Source organism: Kitasatospora sp. NPDC002522, assembly GCF_053595195.1.
Genome location: NZ_JBSFXE010000003.1, coordinates 228,659 through 254,288 on the forward strand (window position 1 = coordinate 228,659; position 25,630 = coordinate 254,288).

General features: G+C 75.0%; 24 protein-coding genes. 6 read left to right on the plus strand and 18 right to left on the minus strand.

Features of this window, described 5'->3' with window-relative positions; genetic code table 11:
- The 13 genes from ACWD4U_RS04035 to ACWD4U_RS04095 all read right to left on the minus strand — a co-directional run bounded on the left by ACWD4U_RS04035 (window position 1) and on the right by ACWD4U_RS04095 (window position 11,164).
- On the minus strand, window positions 1-357 hold the full coding sequence (locus ACWD4U_RS04035; RefSeq protein WP_363449346.1) for a GPW/gp25 family protein: 357 nt from the start codon (window positions 355-357) through the stop codon (window positions 1-3).
- Between the two features lie 83 nt (window positions 358-440).
- The gene (locus tag ACWD4U_RS04040; protein WP_363449140.1) at window positions 441-833 is read right to left on the minus strand and encodes a PAAR domain-containing protein; all 393 of its coding nucleotides are present in this window, start codon (window positions 831-833) and stop codon (window positions 441-443) included.
- A 41-nt stretch (window positions 834-874) separates the two neighbouring features.
- Entirely contained in the window at window positions 875-2,647 is a 1,773-nt protein-coding gene (locus tag ACWD4U_RS04045; protein WP_363449138.1) for a VgrG-related protein, read from the minus strand.
- Window positions 2,648-3,361, minus strand: coding sequence for a CIS tube protein (locus ACWD4U_RS04050; RefSeq protein ID WP_363449136.1), 714 nt, complete (start codon window positions 3,359-3,361; stop codon window positions 2,648-2,650).
- Window positions 3,358-3,795: a phage tail protein gene (locus ACWD4U_RS04055; protein ID WP_363449134.1), complete on the minus strand. Its 438-nt coding sequence runs from the start codon at window positions 3,793-3,795 to the stop codon at window positions 3,358-3,360. Before ACWD4U_RS04055 ends, ACWD4U_RS04050 begins: the two co-directional genes overlap by 4 nt.
- 16 nt (window positions 3,796-3,811) lie before the next feature.
- Entirely contained in the window at window positions 3,812-4,606 is a 795-nt protein-coding gene (locus ACWD4U_RS04060) for a hypothetical protein (RefSeq protein ID WP_363449132.1), read from the minus strand.
- Window positions 4,607-6,184: 1,578 nt separating this feature from the next.
- Window positions 6,185-6,421: a DUF6760 family protein gene (locus ACWD4U_RS04065; protein ID WP_363449130.1), complete on the minus strand. Its 237-nt coding sequence runs from the start codon at window positions 6,419-6,421 to the stop codon at window positions 6,185-6,187.
- Window positions 6,418-6,825 (minus strand): hypothetical protein, encoded by a 408-nt coding sequence (locus ACWD4U_RS04070; RefSeq protein WP_363449128.1) that lies wholly within the window; start codon window positions 6,823-6,825, stop codon window positions 6,418-6,420. The genes ACWD4U_RS04065 and ACWD4U_RS04070 overlap by 4 nt, the downstream gene beginning before the upstream one ends.
- Window positions 6,825-7,268 carry a phage tail protein gene (locus ACWD4U_RS04075; RefSeq protein WP_363449126.1) on the minus strand — a complete coding sequence of 148 codons (444 nt, stop codon included), beginning with the start codon at window positions 7,266-7,268 and terminating at the stop codon, window positions 6,825-6,827. Before ACWD4U_RS04075 ends, ACWD4U_RS04070 begins: the two co-directional genes overlap by 1 nt.
- A 33-nt stretch (window positions 7,269-7,301) precedes the next feature.
- Window positions 7,302-8,834: a phage tail sheath family protein gene (locus ACWD4U_RS04080; protein ID WP_363449124.1), complete on the minus strand. Its 1,533-nt coding sequence runs from the start codon at window positions 8,832-8,834 to the stop codon at window positions 7,302-7,304.
- A 5-nt stretch (window positions 8,835-8,839) separates the two neighbouring features.
- Window positions 8,840-9,862 carry a hypothetical protein gene (locus tag ACWD4U_RS04085; RefSeq protein ID WP_363449122.1) on the minus strand — a complete coding sequence of 341 codons (1,023 nt, stop codon included), beginning with the start codon at window positions 9,860-9,862 and terminating at the stop codon, window positions 8,840-8,842.
- Entirely contained in the window at window positions 9,859-10,518 is a 660-nt protein-coding gene (locus tag ACWD4U_RS04090; RefSeq protein ID WP_363449120.1) for a Pvc16 family protein, read from the minus strand. The genes ACWD4U_RS04085 and ACWD4U_RS04090 overlap by 4 nt, the downstream gene beginning before the upstream one ends.
- 100 nt (window positions 10,519-10,618) lie before the next feature.
- On the minus strand, window positions 10,619-11,164 hold the full coding sequence (locus tag ACWD4U_RS04095; RefSeq protein WP_363449118.1) for a hypothetical protein: 546 nt from the start codon (window positions 11,162-11,164) through the stop codon (window positions 10,619-10,621).
- 245 nt (window positions 11,165-11,409) lie between these two features.
- Here ACWD4U_RS04095 and ACWD4U_RS04100 point away from each other — a divergent pair, with 245 nt between their 5' ends.
- Window positions 11,410-12,648: a COG1470 family protein gene (locus tag ACWD4U_RS04100; protein ID WP_363449116.1), complete on the plus strand. Its 1,239-nt coding sequence runs from the start codon at window positions 11,410-11,412 to the stop codon at window positions 12,646-12,648.
- 5 nt (window positions 12,649-12,653) lie between these two features.
- Window positions 12,654-13,898 (plus strand): hypothetical protein, encoded by a 1,245-nt coding sequence (locus tag ACWD4U_RS04105; protein ID WP_363449114.1) that lies wholly within the window; start codon window positions 12,654-12,656, stop codon window positions 13,896-13,898.
- 25 nt (window positions 13,899-13,923) lie between these two features.
- Here ACWD4U_RS04105 and ACWD4U_RS04110 read toward each other — a convergent pair whose 3' ends face one another.
- The 3 genes from ACWD4U_RS04110 to ACWD4U_RS04120 form a co-directional block, all read right to left on the minus strand.
- The gene (locus ACWD4U_RS04110) at window positions 13,924-14,556 is read right to left on the minus strand and encodes a response regulator transcription factor (protein ID WP_363449112.1); all 633 of its coding nucleotides are present in this window, start codon (window positions 14,554-14,556) and stop codon (window positions 13,924-13,926) included.
- 163 nt (window positions 14,557-14,719) lie between these two features.
- A complete protein-coding gene (locus ACWD4U_RS04115; protein ID WP_363449110.1) occupies window positions 14,720-17,434 on the minus strand; it encodes a LuxR family transcriptional regulator in 2,715 nt (904 codons plus the stop codon).
- 253 nt (window positions 17,435-17,687) lie between these two features.
- Complete coding sequence (locus ACWD4U_RS04120; protein WP_363449108.1) at window positions 17,688-17,912, minus strand: hypothetical protein; 225 nt, start codon at window positions 17,910-17,912, stop codon at window positions 17,688-17,690.
- A gap of 339 nt (window positions 17,913-18,251) precedes the next feature.
- On the opposite strand from ACWD4U_RS04120, the gene ACWD4U_RS04125 reads away from it, so the two are divergent.
- Window positions 18,252-19,850: a serine/threonine-protein kinase gene (locus tag ACWD4U_RS04125; RefSeq protein WP_363449106.1), complete on the plus strand. Its 1,599-nt coding sequence runs from the start codon at window positions 18,252-18,254 to the stop codon at window positions 19,848-19,850.
- 98 nt (window positions 19,851-19,948) lie between these two features.
- Here the strand turns inward: ACWD4U_RS04125 and ACWD4U_RS04130 are convergent, their stop codons facing one another.
- Window positions 19,949-20,995, minus strand: a complete 1,047-nt coding sequence (locus ACWD4U_RS04130; protein ID WP_363449104.1) for an LLM class F420-dependent oxidoreductase — start codon at window positions 20,993-20,995, stop codon at window positions 19,949-19,951.
- Between the two features lie 214 nt (window positions 20,996-21,209).
- Between ACWD4U_RS04130 and ACWD4U_RS04135 the strand changes: the two genes are divergently transcribed.
- Together ACWD4U_RS04135 and ACWD4U_RS04140 are read left to right on the plus strand one after the other, a co-directional pair.
- Window positions 21,210-22,190, plus strand: coding sequence for an aldo/keto reductase (locus ACWD4U_RS04135; protein WP_363449102.1), 981 nt, complete (start codon window positions 21,210-21,212; stop codon window positions 22,188-22,190).
- Window positions 22,191-22,218: 28 nt separating this feature from the next.
- Window positions 22,219-24,222 carry a helix-hairpin-helix domain-containing protein gene (locus tag ACWD4U_RS04140; RefSeq protein WP_363449100.1) on the plus strand — a complete coding sequence of 668 codons (2,004 nt, stop codon included), beginning with the start codon at window positions 22,219-22,221 and terminating at the stop codon, window positions 24,220-24,222.
- 76 nt (window positions 24,223-24,298) lie between these two features.
- Here ACWD4U_RS04140 and ACWD4U_RS04145 read toward each other — a convergent pair whose 3' ends face one another.
- Window positions 24,299-24,907, minus strand: a complete 609-nt coding sequence (locus ACWD4U_RS04145) for a hypothetical protein (protein ID WP_363449098.1) — start codon at window positions 24,905-24,907, stop codon at window positions 24,299-24,301.
- Between the two features lie 381 nt (window positions 24,908-25,288).
- On the opposite strand from ACWD4U_RS04145, the gene ACWD4U_RS04150 reads away from it, so the two are divergent.
- Window positions 25,289-25,498 carry a DUF5703 family protein gene (locus ACWD4U_RS04150; RefSeq protein ID WP_363449344.1) on the plus strand — a complete coding sequence of 70 codons (210 nt, stop codon included), beginning with the start codon at window positions 25,289-25,291 and terminating at the stop codon, window positions 25,496-25,498.
- Window positions 25,499-25,630: the final 132 nt, after the last annotated feature.

A 25,630-nucleotide genomic window follows, 5' to 3' on the forward strand; every position in this document is an offset into this window, starting at 1 on the left:
TCATTCCTCGGGGATGGAGTAGAACGGGAAGACGAGGTTGCGCCGGTCGTTGGTGGCCCGGATCCGGTAGCCGACGGTGATCAGCAGGATGTGCGGGTGGCCCGGGTCGGGTCCGGCGGTGACCTCGGCGACCTCGATCCGGGGCTCCCAGCGGGTCAGTGAGGCGGTGACCTCGGCGGCCACCTGCCCGGCGAGGCCGGCGTCGACCGGGTCGAAGGTCAGGTCGTGGATGCCGCAGCCGTACTCGGGGCGCATCGGGCGTTCGCCGTACGCCGTACCGAGGATCAGCCGGATCGCCTCGGCGACGTCCTGTTCGCCGTCGGCGAGGGCGAAGGAGCCGGCGGCGGTGAGCCGCATCGGGAACGCCCAACCGCGCCCGAGGTAGTCGGCGGCGGGCGGCACCGGGTCCTTGCCGAGCGCCACGTGGTCGGGGTTCACCGTCAGCCTCCGATCAGCACGGTGGCCGCGCTGCCGGTCAGTTGACCGACGGGCTGGCCGCAGCAGGTGGCGGGCGAGCCGGTCCGGGCGGCGGGGACGCCGCCGAACAGGACGGTGCCGCTGCCGGAGGTGATCACCGCCTGCTGGGTCGGCGGGGCGAGGAACGGGTCGGCGGGGTGCAGGCCGACGTGCGGCGGGGTGTTGAGGCCGGTGGCGCCCACCACGACGGCCGGTCGGCCGCCGATCAGGACGGTCGGGCAGACGCCGAGGGTGATCGGCGCGGCGAACGGCAGCGGGGGCGCGGGCTGCGGGGCGCCGGTGGCCGGGTTCGGCACCAGGTGCAGTGTGCAGACCCCGGTCACCCGGTCGCCGCTGACGGCTGCGGGCTCGGCCACGATGTCCCCTTTCCCGAAGACGAGTTGACGGAGTGTCAGCTTCAGTTCAGCTTGACGACGCCGCCGGTGACGGCGACGGACGGCCCGCCGTCGACGGTGACGCCGGCCCGGCCGGAGAGTTTCAGCTCTCCGGTGGCCTGGAGGGTGAGCCCGCCCTGGGCCTTGACGGTGAGGTCGGCGCCGCTGGAGATCTCCACGCCCCGGCTGCCGCTGATCGAGACCGTGCCGGAGCTGTCGACCACGATCCGGGTCCCGGACGAGTCCAGGGTGATGGTCAACTTGCCGTCCCCGGTGGCGAGTTCGACCTCCGAGCGGGAGTCGTCGTCGGACAGCACCAGGCGGTGCCCCTGCCGCGACACCAGGGCCCGACGCTGGACCGTCCCGGCGGTGTCGTCGACCAGGGAGCCGGCGAGCGGCGGCCGGTCGACGCCGTTGTACAGGCCGCCGACCACGTACGGGGCCCGGACGTCGCCGTGCGCGAAGCCGACCAGCACCTCGTCGCCGACCTCCGGCAGCCAGGCCAGGCCGCGCCCGTCCCCCGCACCCGGCTGGGCCACCCGGGCCCACCAGGACTCGTAGTCGTCGGCGAGCCAGGGGAAGCGCACCTTCACCCGGAACTGGTGCCGCGGGTCGCCGACGTCGGTGACCTCGGCGACGACCAGCCCGTAGACCGGCGGCCCGCCGGCCCGGTGCGCGCCCTTGGTGGCGCCCAGCGAGGCGAGCCCCAGCAGCGAGCGCTCCTGGCGGCCGCTGACGGTGAAGTCCGTGTGGTAGCCGTCCTCGTCGTAGCGGTGCCGGGTGGCGGTCAGCACGTACCGGCCGTCGTGCGGCCAGCCGGCGCAGCCGACCGAGACCGCCGCTCCCGGCACCAGCCGCGGGTCGCCGTACGCGGTGCCCTCGGCCTCGGCGTGCGCGCCGGCGATCTGCTCCGCAACGGCCCCCGCGACCGCGTCGGCCTCGCTCTGGCTGTCGACCGGCCGGTCCACCACCACGAAGGGCGCCGCGTCGAAGATGCCCGCCAGTTCGCCGGGCGTGATGCCGACCGCGGCGCTGGCGGTGGCCGCCGTGGCGCTGCCCAGCACGGCCTGCTTGGCGGCCGGGTCCCAGCCGCGCACCCGGACCTCGCCGACCTGCGCGGAGGCGGTGACCCGTGGGCGGAACCGCAGCAGGTTGCGGCCGAGCACCAGTTCGTCCGGGCCGGGCGGCGTGACCAGGTCCGCCGCGGGCGCGGGCGCGTCACCGCTCGACCGCAACGCGCGCCACTCCAACCTGCCGCCCACCGCGGCCAGTTCGTGCCCGGTCTCCTGGGCCCGGGCGCGCAGGAACTCCCAGTCGGACAGGTTGACCTGGCTGACGTGCGGGTAGACCGGCCCGTCCCGGTCGACCGCGCCGAGCGCCACCCCCGCCTCGCCGGCCACCCGGGAGACGATCTCCGCGTCGGTGGTGTCGCGGAAGCTCCGGGTGCGCCGCCCGCGGCAGAGCCGGTGGCACGGGTCGTAGCCGCGGACCACCACCCAGGTGCCGGTGGCGTCGGTCTCCTGCTCCAGCGCGGTCACCTCTCCCGTGACCAGCGCCGTCATGGTGCCGTCGCCGGCGGCGGTCGCGGCGACGGCGACCTTGCAGCCGAACCGGATCCGGCTGCGGTCGAGGACGTCCCGGCCGTGGTCCTGGAACCGCAGCACGAACATGTCGGGCAGGTGCAGGTGACCGTCGACCACCACCTGCACCAGCGCCGGGACGACGTCCGCGGCCAGCGGCTCACCGTCGACGGTGACCGCCGGCCGGCTCCCGAACCGGCCCTGGGAATCGGCCATCTAACCCACCTCCTCCCCCGCACCCGCCAGCCGGACCGCGTGCGCCCGCGGCGGCAGCAGCAACCGGGTGCCGGGCGGCACCCGGGCCGGGTCCTCGATGCCGTTGGCGATCGCCACCGCCCGCCACAACTGCGGGTCGCCGTACTCCCGGTACGCCACCGAGGCGAGCGTGTCGCCCTGCACGGCGACCACCGCCCGACGGCCGGCGATCCCACCGGACGTCGGGTTGGTGCCCTGCGGGTCGTCCGGGATCGCCTGCAGGGTGACCTCGGCCGTGGCGCGCAGCGGCAGGCCGGTCGCGCCGAACATGGTGTACTCGGCGTCGACCTGCATCACGAAGCCCGTGAAGCGCAGGCCCGCCGCCCAGGCGAAGGTGACCGCGGGCGGCTGCGGGTTCTCGGCGTGCCGGCGGTCCTCGGGCACACAGGTCCAGGCCAGCAACCGGTCGACGCTCTCCTGCACGCTCGCCGGGCCGACCCGCTCCCCCGGCCGGTCCGGGCCCTGGTCGAAGCCGTCGAACAGCAACTTGACGGTCAGTCGCTCCGGCCCGGTCCCCACGAACTGCGGCACCGGGTGGTTGGCCGAGCCGCGCGTCGGCCGCTCGGTCCAGGTGGAGGTCTTGCTGCGCCGGACCGTGGTCGGGTTGAACTGGCAACGGACGGCGGTGCCGTCGGCGCCGGTCAGGCGGGCGCGCTGGATCTGACCACCGATCACGGCGAGAACTCCTTGAAGCCCTGGAAGGAGAGTTCAAGGGTCTCCACCGCGACCGTCTCGCCCTCGGGTGTGGTGGTCAGCCGCGGACCGGTGTACCGGACGGGCAGCGCGCCGACCAGCGTCCAGCGCGCGACGACCTTGCGGTTGCCCGTGTCGTACAACTCGATGACGGCCGTCCGCCGGAACGGGGCCCGCTGCTGCGCGCCGAACCAGGACGCGAGCCGGGCACTGTGCTCGTCCACGTTGCGGTGGAGCTGCACCGGGCGGCAGGAGAGCCGGCCCGGCAGCCTGACCACGGTCGAGTTGTCGCCCCCCTCCGGCCACTCGAACTCCTCGTAGGACGCCTCCATCCCGGAGATGCCGGAGAAGGTGGCGACTTCGACACCGTCGACACGGACCCCGAAGTTCAGGGCGAGGCCGGGCTCGAGTTCCATGGTCCCTCCGGATCGGTCAGTACAGGTCGGTGAGCAGGTGCGCGCGTTCGCGGCCGACCAGGAGGTCGGCCGCGAGGTGACCGGCGAGCCGCGCGTGCAGCCGGGCCGCCAGCCGGTCCAACTCCGCCTCGTCGGACCGCACCGGGACGACGAGAGGAGCGCGGACGGGCTGCGGAACGGGTGCCGGTGGGGCGGGGGCCGGCGGGCCGACGGCCTGATGAGCGGTGGGCGTCGTCCGGACGGGCGCGGCGGAGGGTGGGTGGCCTGCGGCCGAGGTGACGGCGGAGCGGGCATCGGCGGTCGCGTCGAGCGGCGGTGCCGGGAGGCTCGGCGGTGCCGGGCGCGGCGAGGCTGTCGGGGGCGGCGAGGCTGCCGCGAGCACCGCGAACGGCCGGGCGAGGGGAAGGGCGGCGGTCGGGGCGACGGGCAGGGCCGGCGCCCACCCGGCCGGTGCCGGGGCGAACGACGACTCGGTCGGGTCGGCGGGTTCGCCCGGCTCGGCGGCGTCGGGCGGGGCGGCGGCGTCGAGCGGGGCGATCGGGCTGGCGGGCGCGGGCCGCACGGTGCTGGCGGTCGGCAGGATCGGGCGCAGGGACACCAACGGGGCTACCGCGGACGGCCGTTGGGGCCCGTGGCCGGAACCCGGAGCGGCCGGTTCGGTGGACGGGAGGGACGGCGGGCGGGAGACGGACTCGCCGAGGTTCGGCAGCAGCCGGGTGATCGGCAGCACCGACGCCGCGACGGGCCGGACGGCGACCGGACGAGCGGGGGGTTCCGGCGCGAAGGACGGGGCCGGTGCTTCAGGCGCCACGGGGGATGCGGTCGGCGCGGCCGGAACGGGGGATGCGCCCGGTGGTACGGGAGTTGGCGCGGGGAGGGCGGCCACCGCACCTCCGCCGGTCCGGTCCGGCGGCACCGTCCGCCGGACGCGTCGGATGGCCTGATCGGCGGTGGACGGCTGAACGCCTTGCCCGCGAGGGGAGTCGTCCGGGTCAGCGGACACCGCGGTCCTCACGTTCCACTCGTCCGAGGCAGCCTCGCCGAGCGACGGCACGCCCGTGGACGACGTGCGGTCGGACGTGCCGTCAGTCGTGGGGGCGGCGATCGGCCAGGGTGGCGGCGGATCGATGGCATTCGCCGGCTGGGGTGCGGTCGGCCCGGCGAGGGGCGGCCCCAGCCGGGAGCGGCGGCGGACGACGCCACGGCCGAGCGACGCCGGACCGGAAGCCGACGGCCCGAACAGCGAGGCGGGTACCTCGGGAAGACGACCGGCAGCAGCTGCGGCAGCGGCCGAGAGGCCGGTCGAGGCCGCCCCCTCGGTCGGCGCCACCCCATCGGTCGACGGTGCCCCAACGGTCGGGACCATCCCAACGGTCGGGGCCATCCCAACAGCCGATGCCGACACACCAGTTGGGGCCGTTCCCCCGGTGAGGGCCGGGTCGGCGACGGGCTGGGGATCGGGCGCGCCGAGCACGGCTGACAGCAGCGAGATGCCCGCGTGCCCGGCCGTGGCCTCGCCCTCCCCCGGCTGCGGGCCGGTCCTGGGAGCGCTCGGCGGCGCGGCGTCCGGCGTGCCGAGGCCGCGCAGTACAGCCGGCACGGCGGTCAGGTCGGCCGCCGCTCGGGCCACCCGGGCGTCGTAGCCGCGCCCGAGCAGGGGTGCCAGGAGCAGTGGCGACGGCTCCCCCGCTCGGGGCACATCAGCCGACCCGGCCTGAGGTGTCGTCACAAGTCCGCCGTCGTCGCCGAGAAGACGTTCGGCGGTGCGGCCCGACGGACGGGCGTCACGGTCGCCGGGCAGCCACGCACCACCGATGGCCCGGCCCGTCGGGCCCGTGTCACCGCCACCAGGAATGCCTTCGGCCGAGCGGCCCGACGAGCCCGCGTCACGGCGGCCGGGCAACCACCCGCCGCCGAGGAGCCGTTCGACCATCCGGGACGACGGCCGCGCGCCACCGTCGCCCGGCGACTCGGCGGAACGGGCAACCGGGCGTGCGTCAGGCGCGCCGCTCGGCCACTCGCCCGCAGGGCCGCCGAGCGGGGCCACCGCCGTACGCCAGAGCAACCCGGCCGCGCCCGACGGCGTCGCGTCACCCGACGTCGCGTCGACCGCCGCGAGCGGCGCGGCCATCGCCGAGAGCTGCCCGCCGGGCGCGTCCGGGCGCACCTCATGCCCCAATCTCCCGACCATGGTGGGAAGTTGCCAACGACTGGGCAGCGTCCGCGCGAACGTCGCGCTGCCCGCCGTGGCGACCGTGCCGAGCACCGCGCTGGACGCGCCGAGGTCGCGCCAGGCGTCGACCGGACGTGGCACGGCCCCGGAGCGGGCTGCCGAACCGGGAGCAGCAGCGGCTGGGGCGACGGGACGGCGGAACGGCCAGCGCATCCGTCACCAGCCCGGGGGCAGGTCGAGTCGCGGCCGCTGCGCGACCTCGGCCGCGGACTCGCCGAACGCGCCGGAAGCCGCGGCCGACTGCTCGTTCAGCCGTTCGTTGATGGTGCCGATCTGCGCGACGAACTCGCGGCGCAGCGGATGCTCGAGGTCGAGGATTTCGGCCATCGGCCAGTGGAAGTGGTAAGCGACGTACGACACTTCCTCGAGCAGCTGCTGCGTGCCGTACGTCACGATCCCCCCTTGCGGCTCCCGGCGCCCGACAGGTCGGCGGCGAAGTGGTGCGAGCACTCCGGGCACGACACCGCGACCCTGGTGTGGCCCTCGGCGTTGATCCGGCGGTAGAGGTCCTGCAGGAAGGCCAGGTCGGCAGCGAACATCCCCTCGACGACGGCGGGGTTGATGGTGGTGAGCGTGCCCAGCTCGGTGATCACCCGGCTGAGCAGGATCACGGTGAGGTACGCCTCGTTGGCCTGCACCCGCGGGTCCCGGAGCGGCATGATCTCGTCGCGGGCGGTGGCGAGGCGCATCCGGCCCTCCCGGTGGGGCACCCCTTCGTCGTCCAGGTAGCCGACCGGCAGCGTGAACGCGAACTCGGTCCGGATCGCCTCGACCGCTCCGTCGTACGGGGCCGGCATCAGGCGACCTCGATCCGCTCCACGGCGAGCACCACGGTCTCCAGCAGCACCTGTTCGCCGCCCGCGGTCAGCTTGCCGATCTCGACCCGGATCGGCCAGGCGCCGAAGAAGTTGATCCGGTGGATCTCGCTGGCGAAGTCGAAGTCGAGGAGGATGATGGAGCCGTCCTTGCGGGCCTGGCTGATGTGACCCTCCTTCACCTGCTTGATCCAGTTCCAGAACTCCTTGTCGCTGACCTTGCCCCGGGAGAGGTGGATGTCGTCGTACTTCACGGTGCCGGGGAGCTTCTGGAGGACGGGCTGCTGCTTCAGCTGGTTCTGCCGGTTCTCGATCACTCCGATGGACATGCCGATCCCGGAGATCTCCTTGAACTGGGCGATGGCCATCCCGTGGATCTCGATGGCGAAGCAGTAGTTGGCGAGCGGGTCCACGAGCGAGGGCATGGTGCGGTCTCCGTATCTCGGTGTGTCTCGCGGCTACTCGCTGAGCGCGGTGCCGGTGGGCAGTTGGGCCAGGCGGAACACGACGAACTCGGCGGGCTTGACCACCGCGAGGCCGATCTCGCAGACGAGTTGGCCCGCCTCGATCACCTCGCTGGGGTTGAGTTCGTCGTCGCAGCGGACGTAGAAGGCCTGGTCCACCGTGTCGCCGAAGAGCGCGCCGTCCTGCCAGACCCGGAACAGGAACGAGCGGACGGTCCGGATCACCCGTTCCCACAGGTCCTTGTCGTTCGGTTCGAAGACCACCCACTGGGTGCCGGTGAGCAGCGAGGACTCGACGTAGTTGTACAGGCGGCGGACGTTGACGTACCGCCAGCTCGGGTCGCTGGAGAGCGTCCGCCCGCCCCAGATCCGGATGCCGCGGCCCGGGAAGGCGCGGACGCAGTTGATCCCGACCGGGTTCAGCAGGTCGTGCTCGGCGCGGGTAAGGTCGCTCTGCAGGCCGAGGACGCCGCGCACCACCTCGTTGGCGGGCGCCTTGTGCACGCCGCGGGTGGCGTCGTTGCGCGCCCACACCCCGGCCACGTGGCCGCACGGCGGGATCGGCGTGGTGGCACCCGAGACCGGGTCGTGCACCTTGATCCACGGCCAGTACAGCGCGGCGAACCTGGAGTCGTAGCCGGCCTCGTGCATCCGCCAGTCGTGGACCTGCTGCGGCGTCAGGTCGGGCAGTGGGTCGAGGACCGCCATCCGGTTGCCCATCAGCTCGCAGTGGTCGATCATGCCGGTCTGGACGGCGCGCACGCCCTCGCGGTCGATCAGCCCGGCCCGGTAGGCGGCCATCAGGTCGGGGACGCACACCATGGTGATGGTCTCGATCGACTCCAGGCCGCCGAAGCCGGTCCGGTCGGCGGAGTCGCCGACGTAGTCCCGGGCCCGCGGCGCGACCTGCTGCGCGACCGGCGCGGTGAGCGCCACGGTCGCGTTGGCGGGCCGCCGCCGGGACGGCTCCGCGGCGCTCTCGGCCAACCGGACGAGCTGCGAGGCGGCGTTCACCTGCGTGACCACGTTCTGCCGGCCCCGCCGGGTGCCGACCGCTTCGTACACCTCCTCGCGGCCGCCTCCGCGGACCACCAGCCGGAAGCTGTCCTCGGGCGATCCCTCCGGCGGGTCGGCGACCTCGACCGTGATCGCCCCGGACGCGGCCTCGGCGCTGACGGCGGTGACCGTGTACGCGGCCACCGCCAGGTCCGTGGCCGCCGGCAGCTCGGCCCGCGGCGGCTCCGGCCGGCCGGCGTCGAGCACGGGGCTGCCGATCCGCACCACGTAGGCCTGGCCACCGCCGTTGAGGAAGTAGCCGTAGACGGCGTGCGCGAGGTACGACCCCGGGACCGGCTCGCCGAAGGTGTCCGTGAACTGGGACCAGTTGGTGACCAGGGTGGGCTGGTGCAGCGGTCCGTCCGAGGCGAGGCCGACGAACGCGGCGACCGCCGTCCCGACGCCCTCGATCGGCCGGACCCCGGCCTCCAGCTCCTGGACGTAGACGCCGGGCGATTGGTAGTTGGGCACGGCGATCAGCCCTCCATCGACGCGTCGGGCTGGTAGTCGAGGTACGGGTCCGCCTCGACCGGGACGGGCTCCGCGCCGCCACCCGCCTCGGGGACGACCTCCGACGACCCGGGCTGGTCGACGATGGCCCCGCCGTCGGCGAAGCTCTCGACGACGGGACCGCCGAGCAGCGGGTCGTCGCCGGCGAACGCGAACGCGTCGTGGCCCGGTTCGAGACCGAAGGCGTCCCCACCGTGGTCGCCGCCACCGACGTCGAACAGCTCGGCGCTCTCCAGCAGGTTGCTGTTGTGGTCGCCGCCGAAGACGTTGTTCCCGCCCTCGATGATGACCGTCCCCTCGAAGATCACATTGCCGTGCCCGTCCCCGTGGCCACCCGCCGGAAGACCCCCACCACCACCGGGCTCACCACCCCCGTGATGACCCCCGGGCGGCTGGTGCCCGGGCGAGCCGTGGTGGCTGCCGCCGCTGGTGTGGCTGACCGAGGTGTTGTGACTGTCAGACGTCGACAGGTTGTGACTGTCGCTCGTCGACGTGTTGTGGCTGTCGGACGTCGACAGGTTGTGGCTGTCGGCCGTGTTGTGACTGTCGTTGTGGCTGTCACTGTCCGAGCGGTTGTGGCTGTCGTTGTGACTGTCGTTGTGGCTGTCGTTGTGACTGTCCGACGTGTTGTGGCTGTCGGCCGTGTTGTGGCTGTCCGAGGTGTTGTGACTGTCAGCGGTGTTGTGGCTGTCGTTGTGGCTGTCGGCCGTGTTGTGACTGTCGTTGTGACTGTCCGAGGTGTTGTGGCTGTCGTTCACGATGACGGTGCTGCCGGGTGCGGCGTTGATCGTGGTGCCGCCCCCGCCCCCGCCCGCGGCCGGGTGGTCTCCCCCGCCGTGGTCACCGTGGCCGAGCCCGAGCGCCGGGTCCACGACCTCACGGACCGCGTCGATGCCCTCCTCGACCTTCCTCACGACCTCGCGCACCGTGTCCACGCCGGGAATCAGGTGCTCGATCCCGCCGAGAATGCTGTCGTCTTCGTCGCTCATGGCGTGCTTCCTCCAGGTACGGGGGGCTGCGGTTGGGCCGCCGGCCGGGCGCCCGCGGTCTCGGTGGCGGAGACGGCACGGGACCGGTCGGCGCCGGGCACCGGCGCCATCCGCAGTTCGGGCTCCCGGCGCACCGGGGCGGCGAGCGGCAGGACGGTGGGCGGGGCCAGCGGTACCGTGACCGAGAACTCGAAGCCGCCCTTGAGCTCGCCGCCCAGGTTCAGGAACATTCCTCGCTTGTGGCCGCTGTCGACCGACACCAGTACCTCGTAGGGGAGTTCGGCCAGTCCGGGCGGCAGCAGCTCGCGGGGAAGGGCCGTCAGCGAGCTGAAGCACTTCAGTACGGCCGCCAGGATCCGGTGCTCGACCAGGACGTTCGGCGCCGCCCACACGGTCGCCGTGTAGTGCAGGTCGAAGCGTGCCGGGGGTTTCTGACGCCCGGTCAGCACGCCGTCGGGGTTCCGGACCTCTTCGAACATGACGTCGCGTCGGCCGGTGTTCTCCTTGATGTCGAAGAGGAAGAAGTTCACCGTCGGTCCCTTGAGGCCCTGGATCCACGGCCGGTTGGGCGGATCGAAGGCGATGCCGATCGGCGAGCCCGCCAGCGCTCTGGCCTTCGCCGTGGCGGCGATCGCCTGGTCCGTCTCGTAGATCACACCGTCGAGCATGCGGCGGAAGCCGGCGCAGCGGAACGGACTGCCAGGCGGCCGAAGTTCCCCTTCCGGCTGCCCTTTCGGGAAGCCGGAAGTCCGGCGCTCAGCCCGTCATGCCCCCGTCGCCGTACCCGCCGTCCCCGTACCCGCCGTCCCCGTAGGCACCGTCCCCGTACCCGCCGCCGTCGTATCCGCTGTCCTCGCTCGCGTACATGGCCTCCCCAGGCTCCGCCGGGTCCGGTGCCAGGTCCGGCGCGCCGGGCTGCTCGCCCGGCAGGTCGGACGGCAGCAGCAGCGGGTCGAGGTGGAACGGGTCGGGGTTGAGGTGGAACGGGTCGGGGTCGGGGGCGAGATGGAACGGATCGAGGTGGAACGGGTCGGGGTGGGTGGCCTGTTGGATCGCCCGGTCCAGCGGGTTGTGCTCCGGGTCGAACGGCGTGGTGCCGTCCGGGGTGCCGCCGTCGGGCAGGTGCCACTCGTCGCTGTTCGAGGTGTCGCCCCACGGCGTGGTGACGGTGACGCTCACGTGGCCGGCCGAGTCGACGCGGGGTGTGAGGCCCACGTCCGGGCCGGGCGGCGATTCGGGGCCGACCCCGGGGTGGGCGTGCGGGTCGTCGAACGGGCCGGGGTCTGCGGTGTCGTCGGGCATCGGCATCTCCTGTACGCGCTACGGCCGGCGGGCTCCCAGTGTTCGGCGCCCAGCCTTCAGCGGCGGGCGGCCGCGGGCCAGAGTCGTTCGCGCAGTTCGCCGGGGGGCTCGCGTTGCCCGCAAGGGCAGCCGGACGGACCGTCCCGACGGCCCCGAGGGCTGCCCGGCGCACTCTGCCCCGGTCGGCTCGCCCGGGCCTACCGTCCATCAGCGTGGGAGCCAATGCAGCGTTGACACCTGCCTCCGTGCCGGTTCTGCCGGGCAGCGAGGCCACGGCGGAGATCTCCGTCACCAACACCGGTCCCGTCGTCGATTCCTTCACCCTCGAAGTGCTCGGCCCGGCGGGGGCGTGGGCCTCCTGCGAGCCGGAGTCCCTGTCGCTCTTCCCGGGGCAGAGCGGTACCGCGCGGGTGCTGTTCCGGCCGCCGCCCGGTTCGGCGGTGCCGCTGGGACGGGTGGTGTACGCGGTCCGGGTGCGTTCCGCCGAGGACCCGGCCGGGTCCGTGGTCGAGGAGGGTGCGGTCGACGTCGGCGCCCTGCCGGTCGTGCAGGCCGAGCTGTCGCCGCGCACCGGCCGGGCCCGCGGGCGGCGCACCAGCCGGCACCGGGTCGCGGTGGACAACCTGGGCAACGCACCCGTGGTGGTCCAGCTGATCGGGCGCGACGAGGACGACGTCGTGGACGTGGTGTGCGACCCGCCGGAGCTCGAAGTCGGCCCCGACAGCGCCGTGTTCGCCAAGGTCCGGGTGCGTGGCCGGCACCGGTTCTGGACCGGTGCGTCGCAGACGCACCGGTTCCAGGTCCTCGCCCAGCCGCCCGGGGCCGCGCCGGTGGCGATGCGCGGCACGCTGCTGCAGGAGGCGGTGCTGCCGCGGTGGCTGCCGAAGGCCCTGCTGGCGCTGGCCGCCGCAGCCGTCGCGCTGGCGGTGCTCTGGTTCACCGTGCTGAGCCCCGTGGTCAAGAGCGCGGCGACCGACGCCGGTGCCGAGGCGGCCCACCAGGAGCTCAACAAGGCGCTGCAGAGCGCCCAGCAGGGTTCCGGTGGTGGCGCCGGGTCTGGATCCGGTTCCGGGTCCGGCAAGGGCACCGGGACGAGTCCGTCGCCGAGCAGCGGCGCGTCGTCATCCTCCGCGCCTTCGCCCTCGCCGGTGATCGCGCTTCCGCCGCCGGTGCCGCTCGCGGTCGAGCTGGACAGTCACACCACCAGCGTCACCGCCGCCGCGAAGCACCAACTCTCCATCACCGACCTGGTGTTGCAGAACCCGGCGGGCGACAAGGGGTCGCTGACCATCAGTGTGGGCGGCAAGGTGCTGCTCAACACCAGGTTGAACAACTTCCGCGACTACGACCTGCCGTTCGTGACCCCGATCGCGGTGGCGGCGGGGCAGACCCTGCAGCTCAAGATCGGCTGCGAGAACCCCGGAGGCGCACCGTGCACGCCCGCAGTGCTGGTCAACGGCACCGACGCCACCACGGCGTTCTGACCGCGGTGCGGCTCAGGCCGGGCCGGGGGGCGGCGCTGGCCCTCGCCCTCGCCCTGGCGGGCCCGCTGTCGGGGCCGTCGGCGTCCGCGGTCGCCGCGGGGCCGGTCTACTCCCTGGTCCCGAACCCGTACATGCTCGTCGGCACCGATCTGAGCGGAGTGACCGTCAGCCTGTACGAGAGCGGCGGGGTGCCGGAGCCGGAGGGCAGCACGGCGCGGGTGTACCTGAACGGCGTGGACATCGGGCCGATGACGCTCTCCTACCCGGGCAACGGGAAGTCCGGGTCGACGACGCTGCACGCGACGGGCGTCTGCGGCACCAACACCGTCACCGTCGGCTCCCTCCGGCAGCCGCTCGCCTCCACCCGGCTGACCGTGCTGTGTCCCACGCTCGGGGTGAAGCCCGGCGTGGTCTACCCGGGCGACCTGCCCTCCTGGTTCTTCCTCACGGTCCAGGGCTTCGACAGCGGCGAGGGCAGCTCCCGGGTGCAGATCCTGCTGGACGGCGTGGCGCAACAGGTGACCTCCGGCGACGCCCTGGCCTTCAGGGCCGCCCCGTCCTGCGGTCCGCACCAGGTCAGGGCCGTCCAGCAGATCGCGGCCGGCCCGGTGACCGCGGACTCCACGATCACGGTCCGCTGCGGGCGGATCGTGCTCGACCCGGCCACCGTCGCCAAGTCCGCCGAGCCGACCGGCACGGTCGTGTCGGGGCAGGAGTTCCCACCGAACGTGCGGGTGCGGCTCGCGATCGACGGGGCGGCCGGGCCCGCGGCCGCCACCGACGGTCAGGGCGGTTTCACCGCGAAGCTGCCGGTGGCCGGCCTGGACTGCGGCCCGCACCAGGTGACGGCCACCGCGGACGGCGCGATCCCGACCACGGCCACCGCCCAACTCACCGTCGACGGCTGCCCGCCCGCGGCCGGCGCCTCGCTGACGGTCGATCCGGACGTCCTCGTCCCGGGCCTGCTCACCCACGCCACCGGACAGGGGTTCGCCCCGGGTCAGCAGCTGGTGCTGAGCTGGCAGACGCCGGACGGCGGCGCGCTGATCGGCGAGACCGAGGTCACGGCCGGGCCGGACGGCAGCGTCGACGCCTGGTGCATGGCGATGCCGCACGACCTGGTCGGTGCCCGGAAGCTGGTCGCGACGGCGAGCACCGCGCCGGGCACGGTGCTCACCTCCGCCGACCTGGTGGTGGACACGGCGGGCATGGAACCGACCGCCGGCAGCCACCTGGTGTTCCGCCGATGAAGCGTCAAGTCCCTTGGCAGGGAACTCAGATGAGGCCTTCGCGCAGCGCGTACGCCACCGCGTGGGGCCGGTTGCGCAACTGCAGCCGGACCATGACGTCGTGCAGGATGTTCTTGACGGTCCGTTCGGAGTACGACAGCGTCCGGGCGATCTCGGCCGTGTCGTGACCGTCGGCGACCAGGCGCAGGACGGCGACCTCACGCTGGGCGAGGCCGGTGAAGGCCAGTCCGCGCGGGTTGAGCACCTGCCGCTGCAGGCGGCCGACCTGTTCGAGCAGCCGGCCGAGCAGGTCGGCCGGCACGGTTCCGTCGCCGCGGGCGGCGGCGGTGATGGCCTCCACCAGCCGGTCCGGGGTGGCCTCGGAGCGCCGGACGATCCCGACCGCTCCGCACTCGATCGCCGTACCGAGGTCCGCCGCGTCGACCTCGGCGGCCACCAGGACGATCCGGGCCGCGAGGCCGGCCTGCCGGACCTGGCGCAGCGCCCGGACGCCCTCCTCCCGGGTGTTGTCGACCACGGCGACCACGACGTCCGCCTCGGCCCGGCCGGCGTCGGTGAGGACCCGGAGTTCCGGGCGTACCTTGAGTTGGCCGGCGACGCCGGCCTGCGAGATGGGATCCGTCGCGAAGACCGATACCCGGACACGATCCACCGGCACCCCCCGATGACGGGCCGCCGGATCGCCGCACGGACCCGGCAGCCTGTGGACACCGCGGACCGTGCCGCGGCTTTCGTTGCGTGAATTGTCGGGGCCCGCGCCCGGCTCGGCATCCGTAATGGACTACGGAGCCCGCCCCGGAGCACTACGCAGGTCGGGACAACTACCCACACAGGTCGACGAGTTGATCGCGGCGGGTGATGCCGAGCTTGCCGTAGGCGTGCGCGAGGTGGGATTCGACGGTGCGGACCGAGGAGCCGAGCAGTTCGGCGATCTCCCGGTTGGAGCGTCCGGCCGCGGCCAGCCGCACCACCTCGTGCTCGCGCGGGGTCAGGCCGGTGGCGACGGTGCGCTCGGCGATCACCGGGCTGAGCGCGCCCTGACACGCCACCAGGTGGCCGGCGGCGGCCGAACCGGACGCGGTGGCCCGGGCGGGCGATCCCTGCCGCCGGTGGGCGTCGGCGGCCTCGGTCGCGGTCTCGGCCGCCAGCAGCCGGGCGCCGAGGGCGGCGAAGAGCCGGGAGACGGCGTCCAGGCGGTGGCCGTCGCCGCTGTCGCGGGCGGCCGCGTGCGCCAGGCAGGCGTCGGCCAGCGGGCCGGCCGCCAGGGCGGCCGCCGCCTCCAGCCGGGTCCGGGCGGCCCGGTCCGCGCCGAGCCGCAGCGCGTCGTGCGCGGCGGTCAGCGCGATGGTGTGCAGGCCCTGGGCGGTGGCGGTGTCGGCGGTGTCGAGGGCGAGCCGGCGGGCGTCGGCGGTCCGGCCGTGGGCGGCGGCCACCCAGGCCCGGCCCAGCTCGACCTGGAGGACCCAGGCGCGTCGGGCCGGGTGCTCGGCCTGCTCGGCGGCCTCCTGCGCGGCGGCCGCCTCGGCCGCCATCGGCCGCCGGTGCTCCGGGTCCGGGGTGAGGGCGAGCGTGCGGGCGAGGGTCGACCAGGCGAGGCCGGCGCAGCCGGTCCGCTCCGAGCTGTCGAGCAGGGTGACCGCCTCCTCCAGCCAGCCCCTGGCCTCGATCACCCGGCCCGCGTCGAGGGCGATCAGACCGAGCAGTTGGGCGGCGGCGCCGACCGTGACCCGCAGGCCGCGGTGGCTGGTCTCCAGGTAGGTCTGCCGGGCCAGTCGCCGGGCCTCGGCCAGCCGGGACGCGGCGCGCAGCGCGGCCGCCACGGCGAGCGCCAGGTCGGCGGCCGCCTCGGGTCCGTCGGGGAGGTCGGGTGGGAGGTCGCCGTGGGCGTTCACCAGGGCGAGGCACCGCTCGCCCTCCGTCAGGGCCTGCTGGATACGCCCGGTGACGGCCAGCGCGGCGACGGCGGTGCGGTGCATCCGGATCCGGCTGGCCGGGCCGGACGGCGCGGCGAGCACCTCCTCGGCGGCGGCGACGGCCTCCGGGGCCCGGCCGGCGCCGTACTCGACGGCGGCGCGCAGCGCCTGGAGCTCCTGGCGGTGGTCCGCGGACGCGACCTGCCGCTCGGCCGCGAGCAGGACGGCCACCGCGGCGGCGGGCTCGCCGCGTCCCCAGCACGCCGCGGTGGCCCGGGCCCGGGCCAGCCGGACCCGTTCGGTGTCGGATCCGACCAGCGGGTCGAGGCGGGCGAGTACCTGCGCGGCCTCGGCGGTGCGGCCCTGCCGTCCGAGCGTCTCGCCGAGCAGCAGGCCGGCCGCGAGCGAGTCGGGTGCGGCCCGGACGGCGGCGCGGGCGAGCCGTTCGGCGCGCAGCGGGTCCGCGCCGGTCAGCTCGCGCTGCGCGGCGGCGAGCCAGAACGCCGGGTCGACGTCGGCGCCGCCGTCGCCGACCGTGAGCTGCCAGCCGGCGATGGCGAGCGGGTCGGTGGCACGGCGGGCGCCCTTGGCCCGGACGGCGTCGATGAGGGTGCGGCAGATCTGGTCGGCGCGCAGGCGCGGGGTGGCGGCGCGCAGCAGCTCGGCGTCGAGCGGGCGGCGCAGCCGTACCTCGCGGCGCCGGTCCGCCGCGTCGACCCGGATCAGCCGGCGGCCTTCCAGGGCGACCAGGTCGGCGTCGGGCACCAGGTCCTGAAGCAGCCGGGCGCCGAGCGTCTCGCCGTGGGCGAGCAGTTCGAGGACGGTGCGGGTGGCCGGGTCGAGTCCGGCGAGCCGGGCCGTGACCAGCTCGCCGAGGCGGGAGTCGGGCGTGACGGTGCCGCGCCAGGACCAGGCCGCGCCGCAGCGTTCCAGCGTGCCGTCGCGGACGGCGTCGTGGACCAGTTCGCGCAGCGTGACGAGGTCGCCGTCGCAGAGCCGGTGCATCCGGTCCAGGGTGTCGCCGTCGACCGGTGCGCCCAGCGCGTCGGCGAGCAGGGCCGCGAGGCCGTCCCGTGGGAGGGGTGCCAGGTCGATCCGGGGCAGGGTCTCGTCCCGCCAGAGCGCCCGCACGGGTTCGGGGGCCGGTTCCTCGGTGCAGACGGTGAGCAGGACGGCGGCGATCTCCTGGGCGGCGGCGTGCCGGATGACCAGGGCGGAGTCGTGGTCGAGCAGGTGGGCGTCGTCGACCACGAGGAGGCGTCGCCCGATCTCGGCCCGCTCGGCGAGCCGCAGCACCGCCTCGCCCACGGTCTGCGGCGGCCGGTCGGCCGCGGAGCCCGCGGCCGGGCCGGGCAGGCCGGCGAACGCGGCGAGCGGTACGGCGGTCGTGGTCGCGGAGGCCACCAGCCGGTCGACGGCTGCGCCCCGGCGCTGCGCGGCGGCGACCAGCTCCCGCGCGAGCCGGGTCCGTCCCACGCCGCGCGGCCCGGCCAGCACGAGGCCGCCGCCCTCCAACGCGGCCGCGCCCGACCGGAGTTCGTCCGCCCGTCCGACCAGCGCGGGCACTCCCCCCGGCCCCCCGTTCCAGCAGGACGCTCCCGCGCCCGGCTTCGACCCCGCCATCGCGACCCCTTCCCCCTGTGACCGCTCCCGCTGTCGGGTTGTGCCCGCAGCCCGGTCCCGGCATCCCCGGTCGAGGACACCTGCGCGCCGCGGAGCCACTGCCGCGCACCAGCCTGCCTGCCCGCCACCCGCACGACGTCCCCGCCGGGTCACCGTTCCGCCACAGACCGTCATCCCCCGGGGGAGCGCAGCGCAGCCGGCTCAGCCCGCATCGCGGGCCGTCCACTCCACCGCTCCGCGAGTGCGCGCTTCGCTACCGCTTGGTGAAGTAGCCGAAGACGTCGGCGATGACGTCGGTGCTGCCCACGTGGTTGAAGACGTCGAACCTGCCGTCGGTGCCGAGCGGGGTGACGACGTGGTTCGGGACGGTCTTCCCGGCCGTGAAGTTGACGTTGCTGGTGCCGGGGCGGGGGGCGCCGTGGGCCCAGACGGTGAGGTAGCTGTCGTCCTGGGAGTTGGTGCTGGTGACGTTCAGCACGGCGGCGGTGGCACCGGCCGGGGCACCGGCCGAGGCGGTGAGGGTGGAGAAGGGGCCGAGCTTGGCGGGGTCGGCGCCTTGGCGGGTGTCGACGGCCCGTCATGGCGGACCGGCTCCACCCTTTCGACACTGCCCCCGGGTCGCCGCCGGTGTCGTCGGCGGGCGCAACCCGAGGGCGTGGACGGTCTGGACTTGCTCCGACAGCCGCGGACCGGTCGGTTGGGCAGGTTCGGACGCCGGAGCGCGGTTCGTCAGATTGCGCCCGCAGCGCGCAGTCATCGGGTCAGCGGCCCCGGCCATCGGTCCCTACCGGTACCTTCTGGGCAGGGGACGGACGAAGTGGGGTGGGCAGTGGACGCGTTGGGGCCGGGCGACCCGCGGCGGGTCGGCGAGTACCGGCTGCTGCGGCGGCTGGGCGCGGGCGGCATGGGCGAGGTCTACCTCGGTCGCAGCCCGGGCGGGCGGACCGTGGCGGTCAAACTGGTCCGCGGTGAGTACGCGGCCGACCAGGAGTTCCGCGACCGCTTCCGCCAGGAGGTGGCCGCGGCTCGCCGGGTCGGCGGGCAGTGGACGGCGCCGGTGCTGGACGCCGACACCGAGGGCGAGCACCCGTGGGTCGCCACCGGGTACGTCGCCGGGCCGCCGCTGAGCGAGGCGGTCCGCGAGTTCGGCCCGCTGCCGCTGGCCGTCGTCCGGGCGCTCGGCGCGGGGCTGGGCGAGACGCTGGCGCACGTGCACGGCACGGGCCTGGTCCACCGGGACATCAAACCGTCCAACATCCTGCTCGCCCTGGACGGGCCGCGCCTGATCGACTTCGGCATCGCACGCGCGCTGGACGCGGCCACCGCCCTGACCCGCTCGGGGTACGTGGTCGGCTCGCCGGGCTTCATGTCCCCGGAGCAGGCCAACGGCCGCCAGGCCGGGCCGCCGGGCGACGTCTTCTCGCTCGGCGCGGTGCTCGCATTCGCCGCCACCGGGATCGCCCCGTTCGGTGAGGGCGTGAGCGCGGCCGTGCTGCTCTACCGGGTGCTGCACGAGGCGCCCGACCTCGGCGGGCTGGACGGCGCGCTGCGCGCGGTGATCCTGGACTGCCTCGCCAAGGAGCCGGAGGACCGGCCCGACCCCACCGAGCTGCGCCGCCGCCTGACCGCCGCCGGCCCGGGCACGGTCCGGCTCGGCCAGCGCGGTTGGCTGCCCACGGCCGTCTCCGAGTCGGTCGGCCGGCTCGCCGTCGAGCTCCTCGCCCTGGACGTCGAGCCCGCCGACGCGGTCCCGGCACACCCGCCGACCGTCACCGACGGCACCGCACCCGCCGAACAGCCGCCGGGTGAACAGCCGCCGGGTGAGCAGCCGGTGGTGCTCGGCACGCCGACCGCACCGCACGGCCCGTCAGGCCGCCGGACCCTGCCGATCGTCCTCGCCTCGGCCGTCGCGGTGGCCGCGACCGCCGGCGGGATCACGCTCTGGCTCACCCACGACACCGCCGCCCCCGCGGGCAACGGCGGACCCACCGCTGCCGCGCCGCCGGCCTCCCCCAGCCCGTCGCCCTCGCCGACCCCCAGCCCCTCGCCGTCCCCCAGCCCGTCCCCGACCAGTCTGGTGCCGGCGGCCTTCCTCGGCGTCTGGCAGGGCGACGTCCACCAGGTCGACAAGGACACCCAGGGCAAGTACCGGATCCAGTTCTCCCCCGGCAACCCCGGCGCCAACGTCGGCCGCGCCTCCACCACCTGGGAGACCACCGGCGTCCCCTGCGGCGCCGTGGACGAGCTCGCCTCGGTCAGCGGCAACACGGTCACCGTCCTGGAGACCACCACCTCGATCAGCGCGAGCTGCGCCGGCGACGTGGCCCTGAAGATCGTCTTCACCCTCACCGACGACGGCCACCTGATCGCCCGGCAGGACGGGTTCGACGACGTCCACATGTCCCGCCAGCAGTGACCGCCGTCAGGCCGGGCGGGGTGGATTTCCCACTCAGCTTCCAGTTCGGCGGATCGCACCACTGAACGGCCGGAACCCGACCCCGGGAAGGCTCATCGTCAGGCGAGTCCCGCCCGCTCCAGCGCCTCGACGCCCGTGCGCAGGGCGGTGATCCGCTCGTCGAGGGTGAAGCCGCTGGGGGCGAGGGTGAGGGTGGTGACGCCGGCGTCGGCGTAGGCGTGCATGCGGTCGGCGATCCGGGCGGTGTCGCCGAGCAGGGCGGTGGCGTCGATGAAGTCGTGCGGGACGGCGGCGGCGGCGCCGGCCTTGTCGCGGGCCAGGTACCGCTCCTGCACCTCGTCCGCGGCCTGCTCGAAGCCCATCCGCCGCATCAGCTGGTTGTAGAAGTTCTTCTCCTTGCTGCCCATGCCGCCGATGTACAGCGCCGCGTAGTCGCGCAGCGTGTTCGCGGCGGCCGCCACGTCGTCCCCGACGGCGATGTTGACGGTGGGGCAGAGGTCGAAGCCGTCCAGCGTCCGGCCGGCCTTGGCGCGGCCGGCGGCCAGCGCGTCGACGGAGAGCGCGGCGTGCTCGGGGGCGAAGAACAGGCCGAGCCAGCCGTCGGCGATCTCGCCGGTGAGTTCGAGGTTCTTCGGGCCCATCGAGGCGATGTACAGCGGGATGTGCTCGCGCACCGGGTGGACGGTCAGCTTGAGCGGCTTGCCGGGCCCGCCGGGCAGCGGCAGGGTCCAGTGCGCGCCGTCGTGGGAGAGCCGCTCGCGGGACATCGCCTTGCGGATGATCTCCACGTACTCGCGGGTGCGGGCCAGCGGCTTGTCGAACTTGACGCCGTACCAGCCCTCGGAGACCTGCGGGCCGGAGACGCCGAGGCCGAGCCGGAACCGGCCGCCGGAGAGGGTGTCCAGGGTGGCGGCGGTCATCGCGGTCATCGCGGGGGTGCGGGCCGGGATCTGGAAGATCGCCGAGCCGACGTCGATCCGCTCGGTCTTCGCGGCCACGTAGGAGAGCACGGTGGCGGCGTCCGAGCCGTACGCCTCGGCGGCCCAGCAGACCGCGTAGCCGAGCCGGTCGGCCTCCTGGGCGACCGCGATGTTGTCGGCGTCCATGCCGAGGCCCCAGTAGCCGAGATTGATCCCGAGTCGCATCTGCCCAAGCCTTCCAGTCGGGTGGTTCGGCGAGCGTAGCCCTGCCGCCGCCCGCCACGCTACTGGCCGGTAGTGGTGCGCCGCGTCACGCCCTCCGACGGCCGACACGACGCCGCGCGGGGCGTCCCCGGCGGCGGGGCCATTCGCCGCTACCCTTCGTCCACGTGGGGGCCGCCGGTCCCGACCTGCGTGTTTCCAGCCGACGGAGGGTCCGATGGAACAGCGACAGCTCGGCCGGACGGGCCTGCGGGTCTCCCGGCTCGGCCTGGGCACCCTGACCTGGGGCCGGGACACCGACGAGCACGAGGCCGCCGAGCAGCTCAAGGCCTTCGTCGACGCCGGCGGCACCCTGGTCGACACCGCCGACGTGTACGCCGACGGCGGCGCCGAGTACCTGCTCTCCCGGCTGACGGACAGTCTGATCCCGCGCTCCGAACTGGTCATCGCCACCAAGGCGGGCCTGCGGACCGGCGCGGGCCGCCGCCAGGACGCCTCCCGCGGCCACCTGCTGAACGCCCTGGACGCCTCGCTGCGCCGCCTGGGCACCGACCACGTCGACCTGTGGCAGGTGCAGGCGTACGACCCGGCCACGCCCACCGAGGAGACCCTGCACGCGCTGGACCTTGCGGTCTCCTCGGGCCGCGCCCGGTACGTCGGGGTCTGCCAGTACAGCGGCTGGCAGCTCGCCAAGTCCGCGGCCCGCCAGCACGCCTCCCCGGGCCGCAGCCCGCTGGCCTCCGTACAGCTGGAGTACTCGCTGCTGCAGCGCGGCATCGAACGCGAGGCGCTGCCCGCCGCGCTGGACGCCGGGGTCGGTCTGCTGGCCTGCTCGCCGCTCGGCCGGGGCGTGCTGACCGGCAAGTACCGGCACGGCGTGCCGCCGGAGTCCCGCGGGGCGTCGCCGCACCTGGCCGGCTCGGTGCAGCCGTACCTGGGCGAGACGTCCCGGCGGATCGTCGACGCGCTGGCCACCGCCGCGGACGGCCTGGCGTCCATCCCGCTGAAGGTCGCCCTCGCCTGGGTCCGCGACCGCCCCGGCGTCTGCGCCACCCTGCTCGGCGCGCGCACCGCCGCCCAGCTGCAGTCATCGCTGTCGGTCGAGGCCCTTACGCTTCCGGGTGAGATCCGCGCTGCGCTGGACGACGTGTCGGCCCCGGTGCACCGCTACCCGGACCAGGACTGGACGGAGCTGTAACCGTCCGGCCGTCGAAGGAGCCTGCCGCATGACCACCCCTGGGGAGACCCCGGCCGCCGACCAGCACGCCGGGACGGTCGCCGCCCTCGCCGAAGCCATCCGCGCGGTCGGCCAGCCGCCCGCCGGCCAGGCGCCCGCTGACGGCCCGTCGACCCCCGCCCCGCGCAGCGGCGGCCCGGCCGACGACGCGCAGCGGCGGGCCGCCCGGGCAGCGGTCGAGGAGGTGCTCGCCGCGGGCGGCGCCCCCGCGCAGCTCGCCCCGGTCGCGGTCGCCGAACTCGGCGAGGGCGCGGCCGAGCTGCTGCGCGAGGACCCGTGGGCGGTGCTGTCGCTGCCGGGCGTCCGGCCCGAGCACGCCGACGGCTTCGCCCGCGGACTGCTCGGCGCCGAGGCCACCCCCGGCGACCCGCGCCGCGCCCAGGCCCTGGTCGCCTGGCTGCTGGAGCAGGCCGCGCTGCGCGGCCACTCCGCCCAGGAGCTCGGCGAGGTCACCGAGGCGCTGAGCGCCCAGCACGTCCCGGACCCGGCGGGCGCCCTGCAGGCCGTCCTGGAGGACGGGCGGGTGATGCCGTTCCAGGAGGAGCTGCCCCTCCCGCCCGGCAGCCACGACGAGGACGAGGAGCCGCCGGTCCGCACCCTGCTGGCCCTGGAGCGGCTGGCGCTGGCCGAGGAGAGCCTCGGCGAGGGCCTGGTCCGCCTCGCCTCCACCTTCGCCCCCGGCGAGGACGACACGGAACCGGCGGACGGCCACCCCGACGAAGACGCCGAGGACGCCGAGGACTCCGAGGACGCCGCTGACGGGCCGTCAGCCGCCGACGACCGCTCCGCCGAACTCCTCGCCCCCGTCCAGCCCGGCCCCGCCGCCTGGGCGGCGGCCGCCGCCGCCGCGCCGTCCAAGTCCGCCCAGGAGCTGATCCGCACGGCGGCCGACAGCGGCCTCACCCTGCACACCGGCGGCGAGGCCGCCCGGGCCGAGCCGGCCGCGCTGCTGCACGCCGCCGCGGGGCTGGGCCTGCGGGTGTGGGGCGCCACCTGGACCGGCCAGGGCGGCGAGGCCCTCGCCGGGCTGCTGCCGGACGGCTCCCCCGCCGCGGGCCGGATCGGCGCCCTCGCCGAACTGCTGTACGGCACGGCCGTCCCGCGCGCCGCGGACGGCACCCTCGCGCTGGACCTGCTGGTGGTGCTGGACGCCCCGCTGCTGGACGTGGAGACCGCCGCGACCCTGCTGGAGGCGCTCGCCGACGGCACCCGGCTGGTGCTCAGCGGCGACCCGGGCGGCCTGTGGTCCGCAGGTCCCGGCCGGTTCTTCGCCGACCTGCTGGCCGCCAGGTCCGGGCCCGCGGTGGCGTCCCGGACACCGGACTTCGGCCCGATCGGCGAGCTGGTCTCCGGGATCGGCATCGGCGAGCTGCTGCCGGTGGACGCCCCGGACAAGGAGGTGGTGATCCTCACCGCCAAGGACGGCGGCGAGGCGGTGCACCGGGCCGTACAGCTGCTCACCGACTCCATCCCGCGGGCGCTGTCCATCCCGGCCGAGCAGACCGTGCTGCTCACGCCCGGCCACGCCGGCCCGGCCGGCACCCGGGCGCTGAACGCGGCCGCCAAGGCCCGGCTGAACCCCGGCCCGGGCCGGTTCGGCGGCTTCGACCCGGGCGACCGGGTGGTGCACTCCCCCGCGCTGGGCGTCAACCTGCCCGGCCGGGTGCTGGACGGCGACGCGAGCGGCCTGCACGTCGAGCTGGCGGACGGCGGGCGCCTGACGCTGAGCCCGGCGCAGGCGGCGAAGCTGCGGCACGGCTGGGCGGTGACGGCCCATCAGGCGGTCGGCCGGCGCTGGCCCGCGGTGGTCGTGGTGCTGCCGGAGGACGCCGCGGCGCAGCTCACCCGGCAGTGGGTGTACTCGGCGTTCGGCCGCGCCGAGCGGCACCTGTCGGTGGTGCACGCGGCGGGCCCGGCGCTGGCCCAGGCGGTCGCCGAGCGGCCCGCCCGGCCGCGGACCACCCGGCTGCGGGCGGTCCTCACCGAGCAGTAGCGGCACACAGGACCCGCGGGACGCGCGGAAGGGCCCGGGAGGCGGTCTCCCGGGCCCTTCCGCGTGTCGGTGCCGGTCAGAGCTCGTCGAGCTCGTCGTCGTAGACCTCGCTGACGTCGAAGCGGCAGATCAGCAGCTCGGGGTCGGCGCCGTCGAAGGGTTCGGGCAGCCACTCGCCGGGCTCGGCCGGTTCGGCGGCCGAGACCCAGAGCGTGGAGTCGCCCTCCTCCAGGCCGAACTCCTCGGCCCGCGCGGCGATCTCGTCCGGTTCGTACTCCCCGAACAGCACCCCGATCGCGGCCGTCACCGCGCCGCCCTCGTCGCCGCCGCCCGGGGTGAGCGAGTCGTCGACCCGCTCGGCCTGGGCCCGCAGGCGCTTGGGATCGGCGACCAGGTAGTCGCGGCGGATCAGCACGCTGATCGCCTCGGGCTGGTCGGGACCCTGGTAGCCGGTCCCGGACTCGTCGCCCGGGACCTCGAACGGGGTGACCTCGTCGTAGACCTCGTACAGGATCTGGTCGTAGGCGATGGCCGCCGCCGCGAGCTCCTCGTAGGCGTGGACGACGACCGGATCGCCGGGCTCGGTGGAGCTGGAGACGGCCTGCAGGTGGCGGTCGATGGCGGCCTTGACCGCCTCTGCGGCGGCCCGTACCTCGGTGATGGTCAGCTGCGCGGCATCAGACATGGTGCAGACGCTATCTCCACACGGCTCCGACACGCACAGCGGTTGTCACCTACAGCCGCTAAATCCGGGCAAGTTCACCCCCGATGTCCGATCCGGGTGGTTCTGCGCCCGGAATTTTCCGGGGTCGCCGGTGGATTTCCGGGGGCGCGCGGGCGGGGAGCCCCGGGTCGGCGGGCCGCGGTGCACCCGTGGTCGGGGCGGTGCGCGCATCCGATCGGGCCCGACGGGGTATCCCTGTCCGGGAGGGAAAACTGATTGACGGTCAGGTCGACCGGGCGGAAGGCTCGTCGCCGTCGCGGGGACCGACCGTGCCCGAACCGGTCGGCTGTCTGCGGCGCGCCGTAGGCTTGCAGGCAGCACAGCAGCGGAGGAGACGCCTTGATCCCTACCAAGCCGGTCCGGCAGCCGGAGTACGAGTACCAGTCCCTGCGACTCCCGCGCGGCACCACCCGCAACGCCGCGCGCCAGCTCCTCACCGAGCACGCCGAGTACGGGCACTGGGAACTCGACCGCCTCCGGCTCGATCCGGACGGCACCCGCACGGTCCGGCTGAAGCGGCGGATCATCCGGCAGCCCCGCGGCGGCTGGTAGGCCCCGCACGGGCGCGTCGGCGCCCGGGTGCCCGGCACGGCGACGGCGGCGAGGCCGGGCCAGGTGGCCCGCGGGGGTATCCGGACCCCGGAGGCGGCCAGGCAGACCGCGGCGATCAGCGCGGCGAGCACT

Excerpts from the sequence above, each read along its gene's own strand:
- ACWD4U_RS04035 (WP_363449346.1), bottom strand. The coding sequence starts at position 357 with ATGCGGCTCACCGCCGCCGGCTCCTTCGCCCTCGCCGACGGCGAACAG.
- ACWD4U_RS04045 (WP_363449138.1), bottom strand. The coding sequence starts at position 2,647 with ATGGCCGATTCCCAGGGCCGGTTCGGGAGCCGGCCGGCGGTCACCGTC.
- ACWD4U_RS04055 (WP_363449134.1), bottom strand. The coding sequence starts at position 3,795 with ATGGAACTCGAGCCCGGCCTCGCCCTGAACTTCGGGGTCCGTGTCGAC.
- ACWD4U_RS04070 (WP_363449128.1), bottom strand. The coding sequence starts at position 6,825 with ATGCCGGCCCCGTACGACGGAGCGGTCGAGGCGATCCGGACCGAGTTC.
- ACWD4U_RS04075 (WP_363449126.1), bottom strand. The coding sequence starts at position 7,268 with ATGCCCTCGCTCGTGGACCCGCTCGCCAACTACTGCTTCGCCATCGAG.
- ACWD4U_RS04085 (WP_363449122.1), bottom strand. The coding sequence starts at position 9,862 with ATGAGCGACGAAGACGACAGCATTCTCGGCGGGATCGAGCACCTGATT.
- ACWD4U_RS04095 (WP_363449118.1), bottom strand. The coding sequence starts at position 11,164 with ATGCCCGACGACACCGCAGACCCCGGCCCGTTCGACGACCCGCACGCC.
- ACWD4U_RS04115 (WP_363449110.1), bottom strand. The coding sequence starts at position 17,434 with ATGGCGGGGTCGAAGCCGGGCGCGGGAGCGTCCTGCTGGAACGGGGGG.
- ACWD4U_RS04130 (WP_363449104.1), bottom strand. The coding sequence starts at position 20,995 with ATGCGACTCGGGATCAATCTCGGCTACTGGGGCCTCGGCATGGACGCC.
- ACWD4U_RS04135 (WP_363449102.1), top strand. The coding sequence starts at position 21,210 with ATGGAACAGCGACAGCTCGGCCGGACGGGCCTGCGGGTCTCCCGGCTC.
- ACWD4U_RS04140 (WP_363449100.1), top strand. The coding sequence starts at position 22,219 with ATGACCACCCCTGGGGAGACCCCGGCCGCCGACCAGCACGCCGGGACG.
- ACWD4U_RS04145 (WP_363449098.1), bottom strand. The coding sequence starts at position 24,907 with ATGTCTGATGCCGCGCAGCTGACCATCACCGAGGTACGGGCCGCCGCA.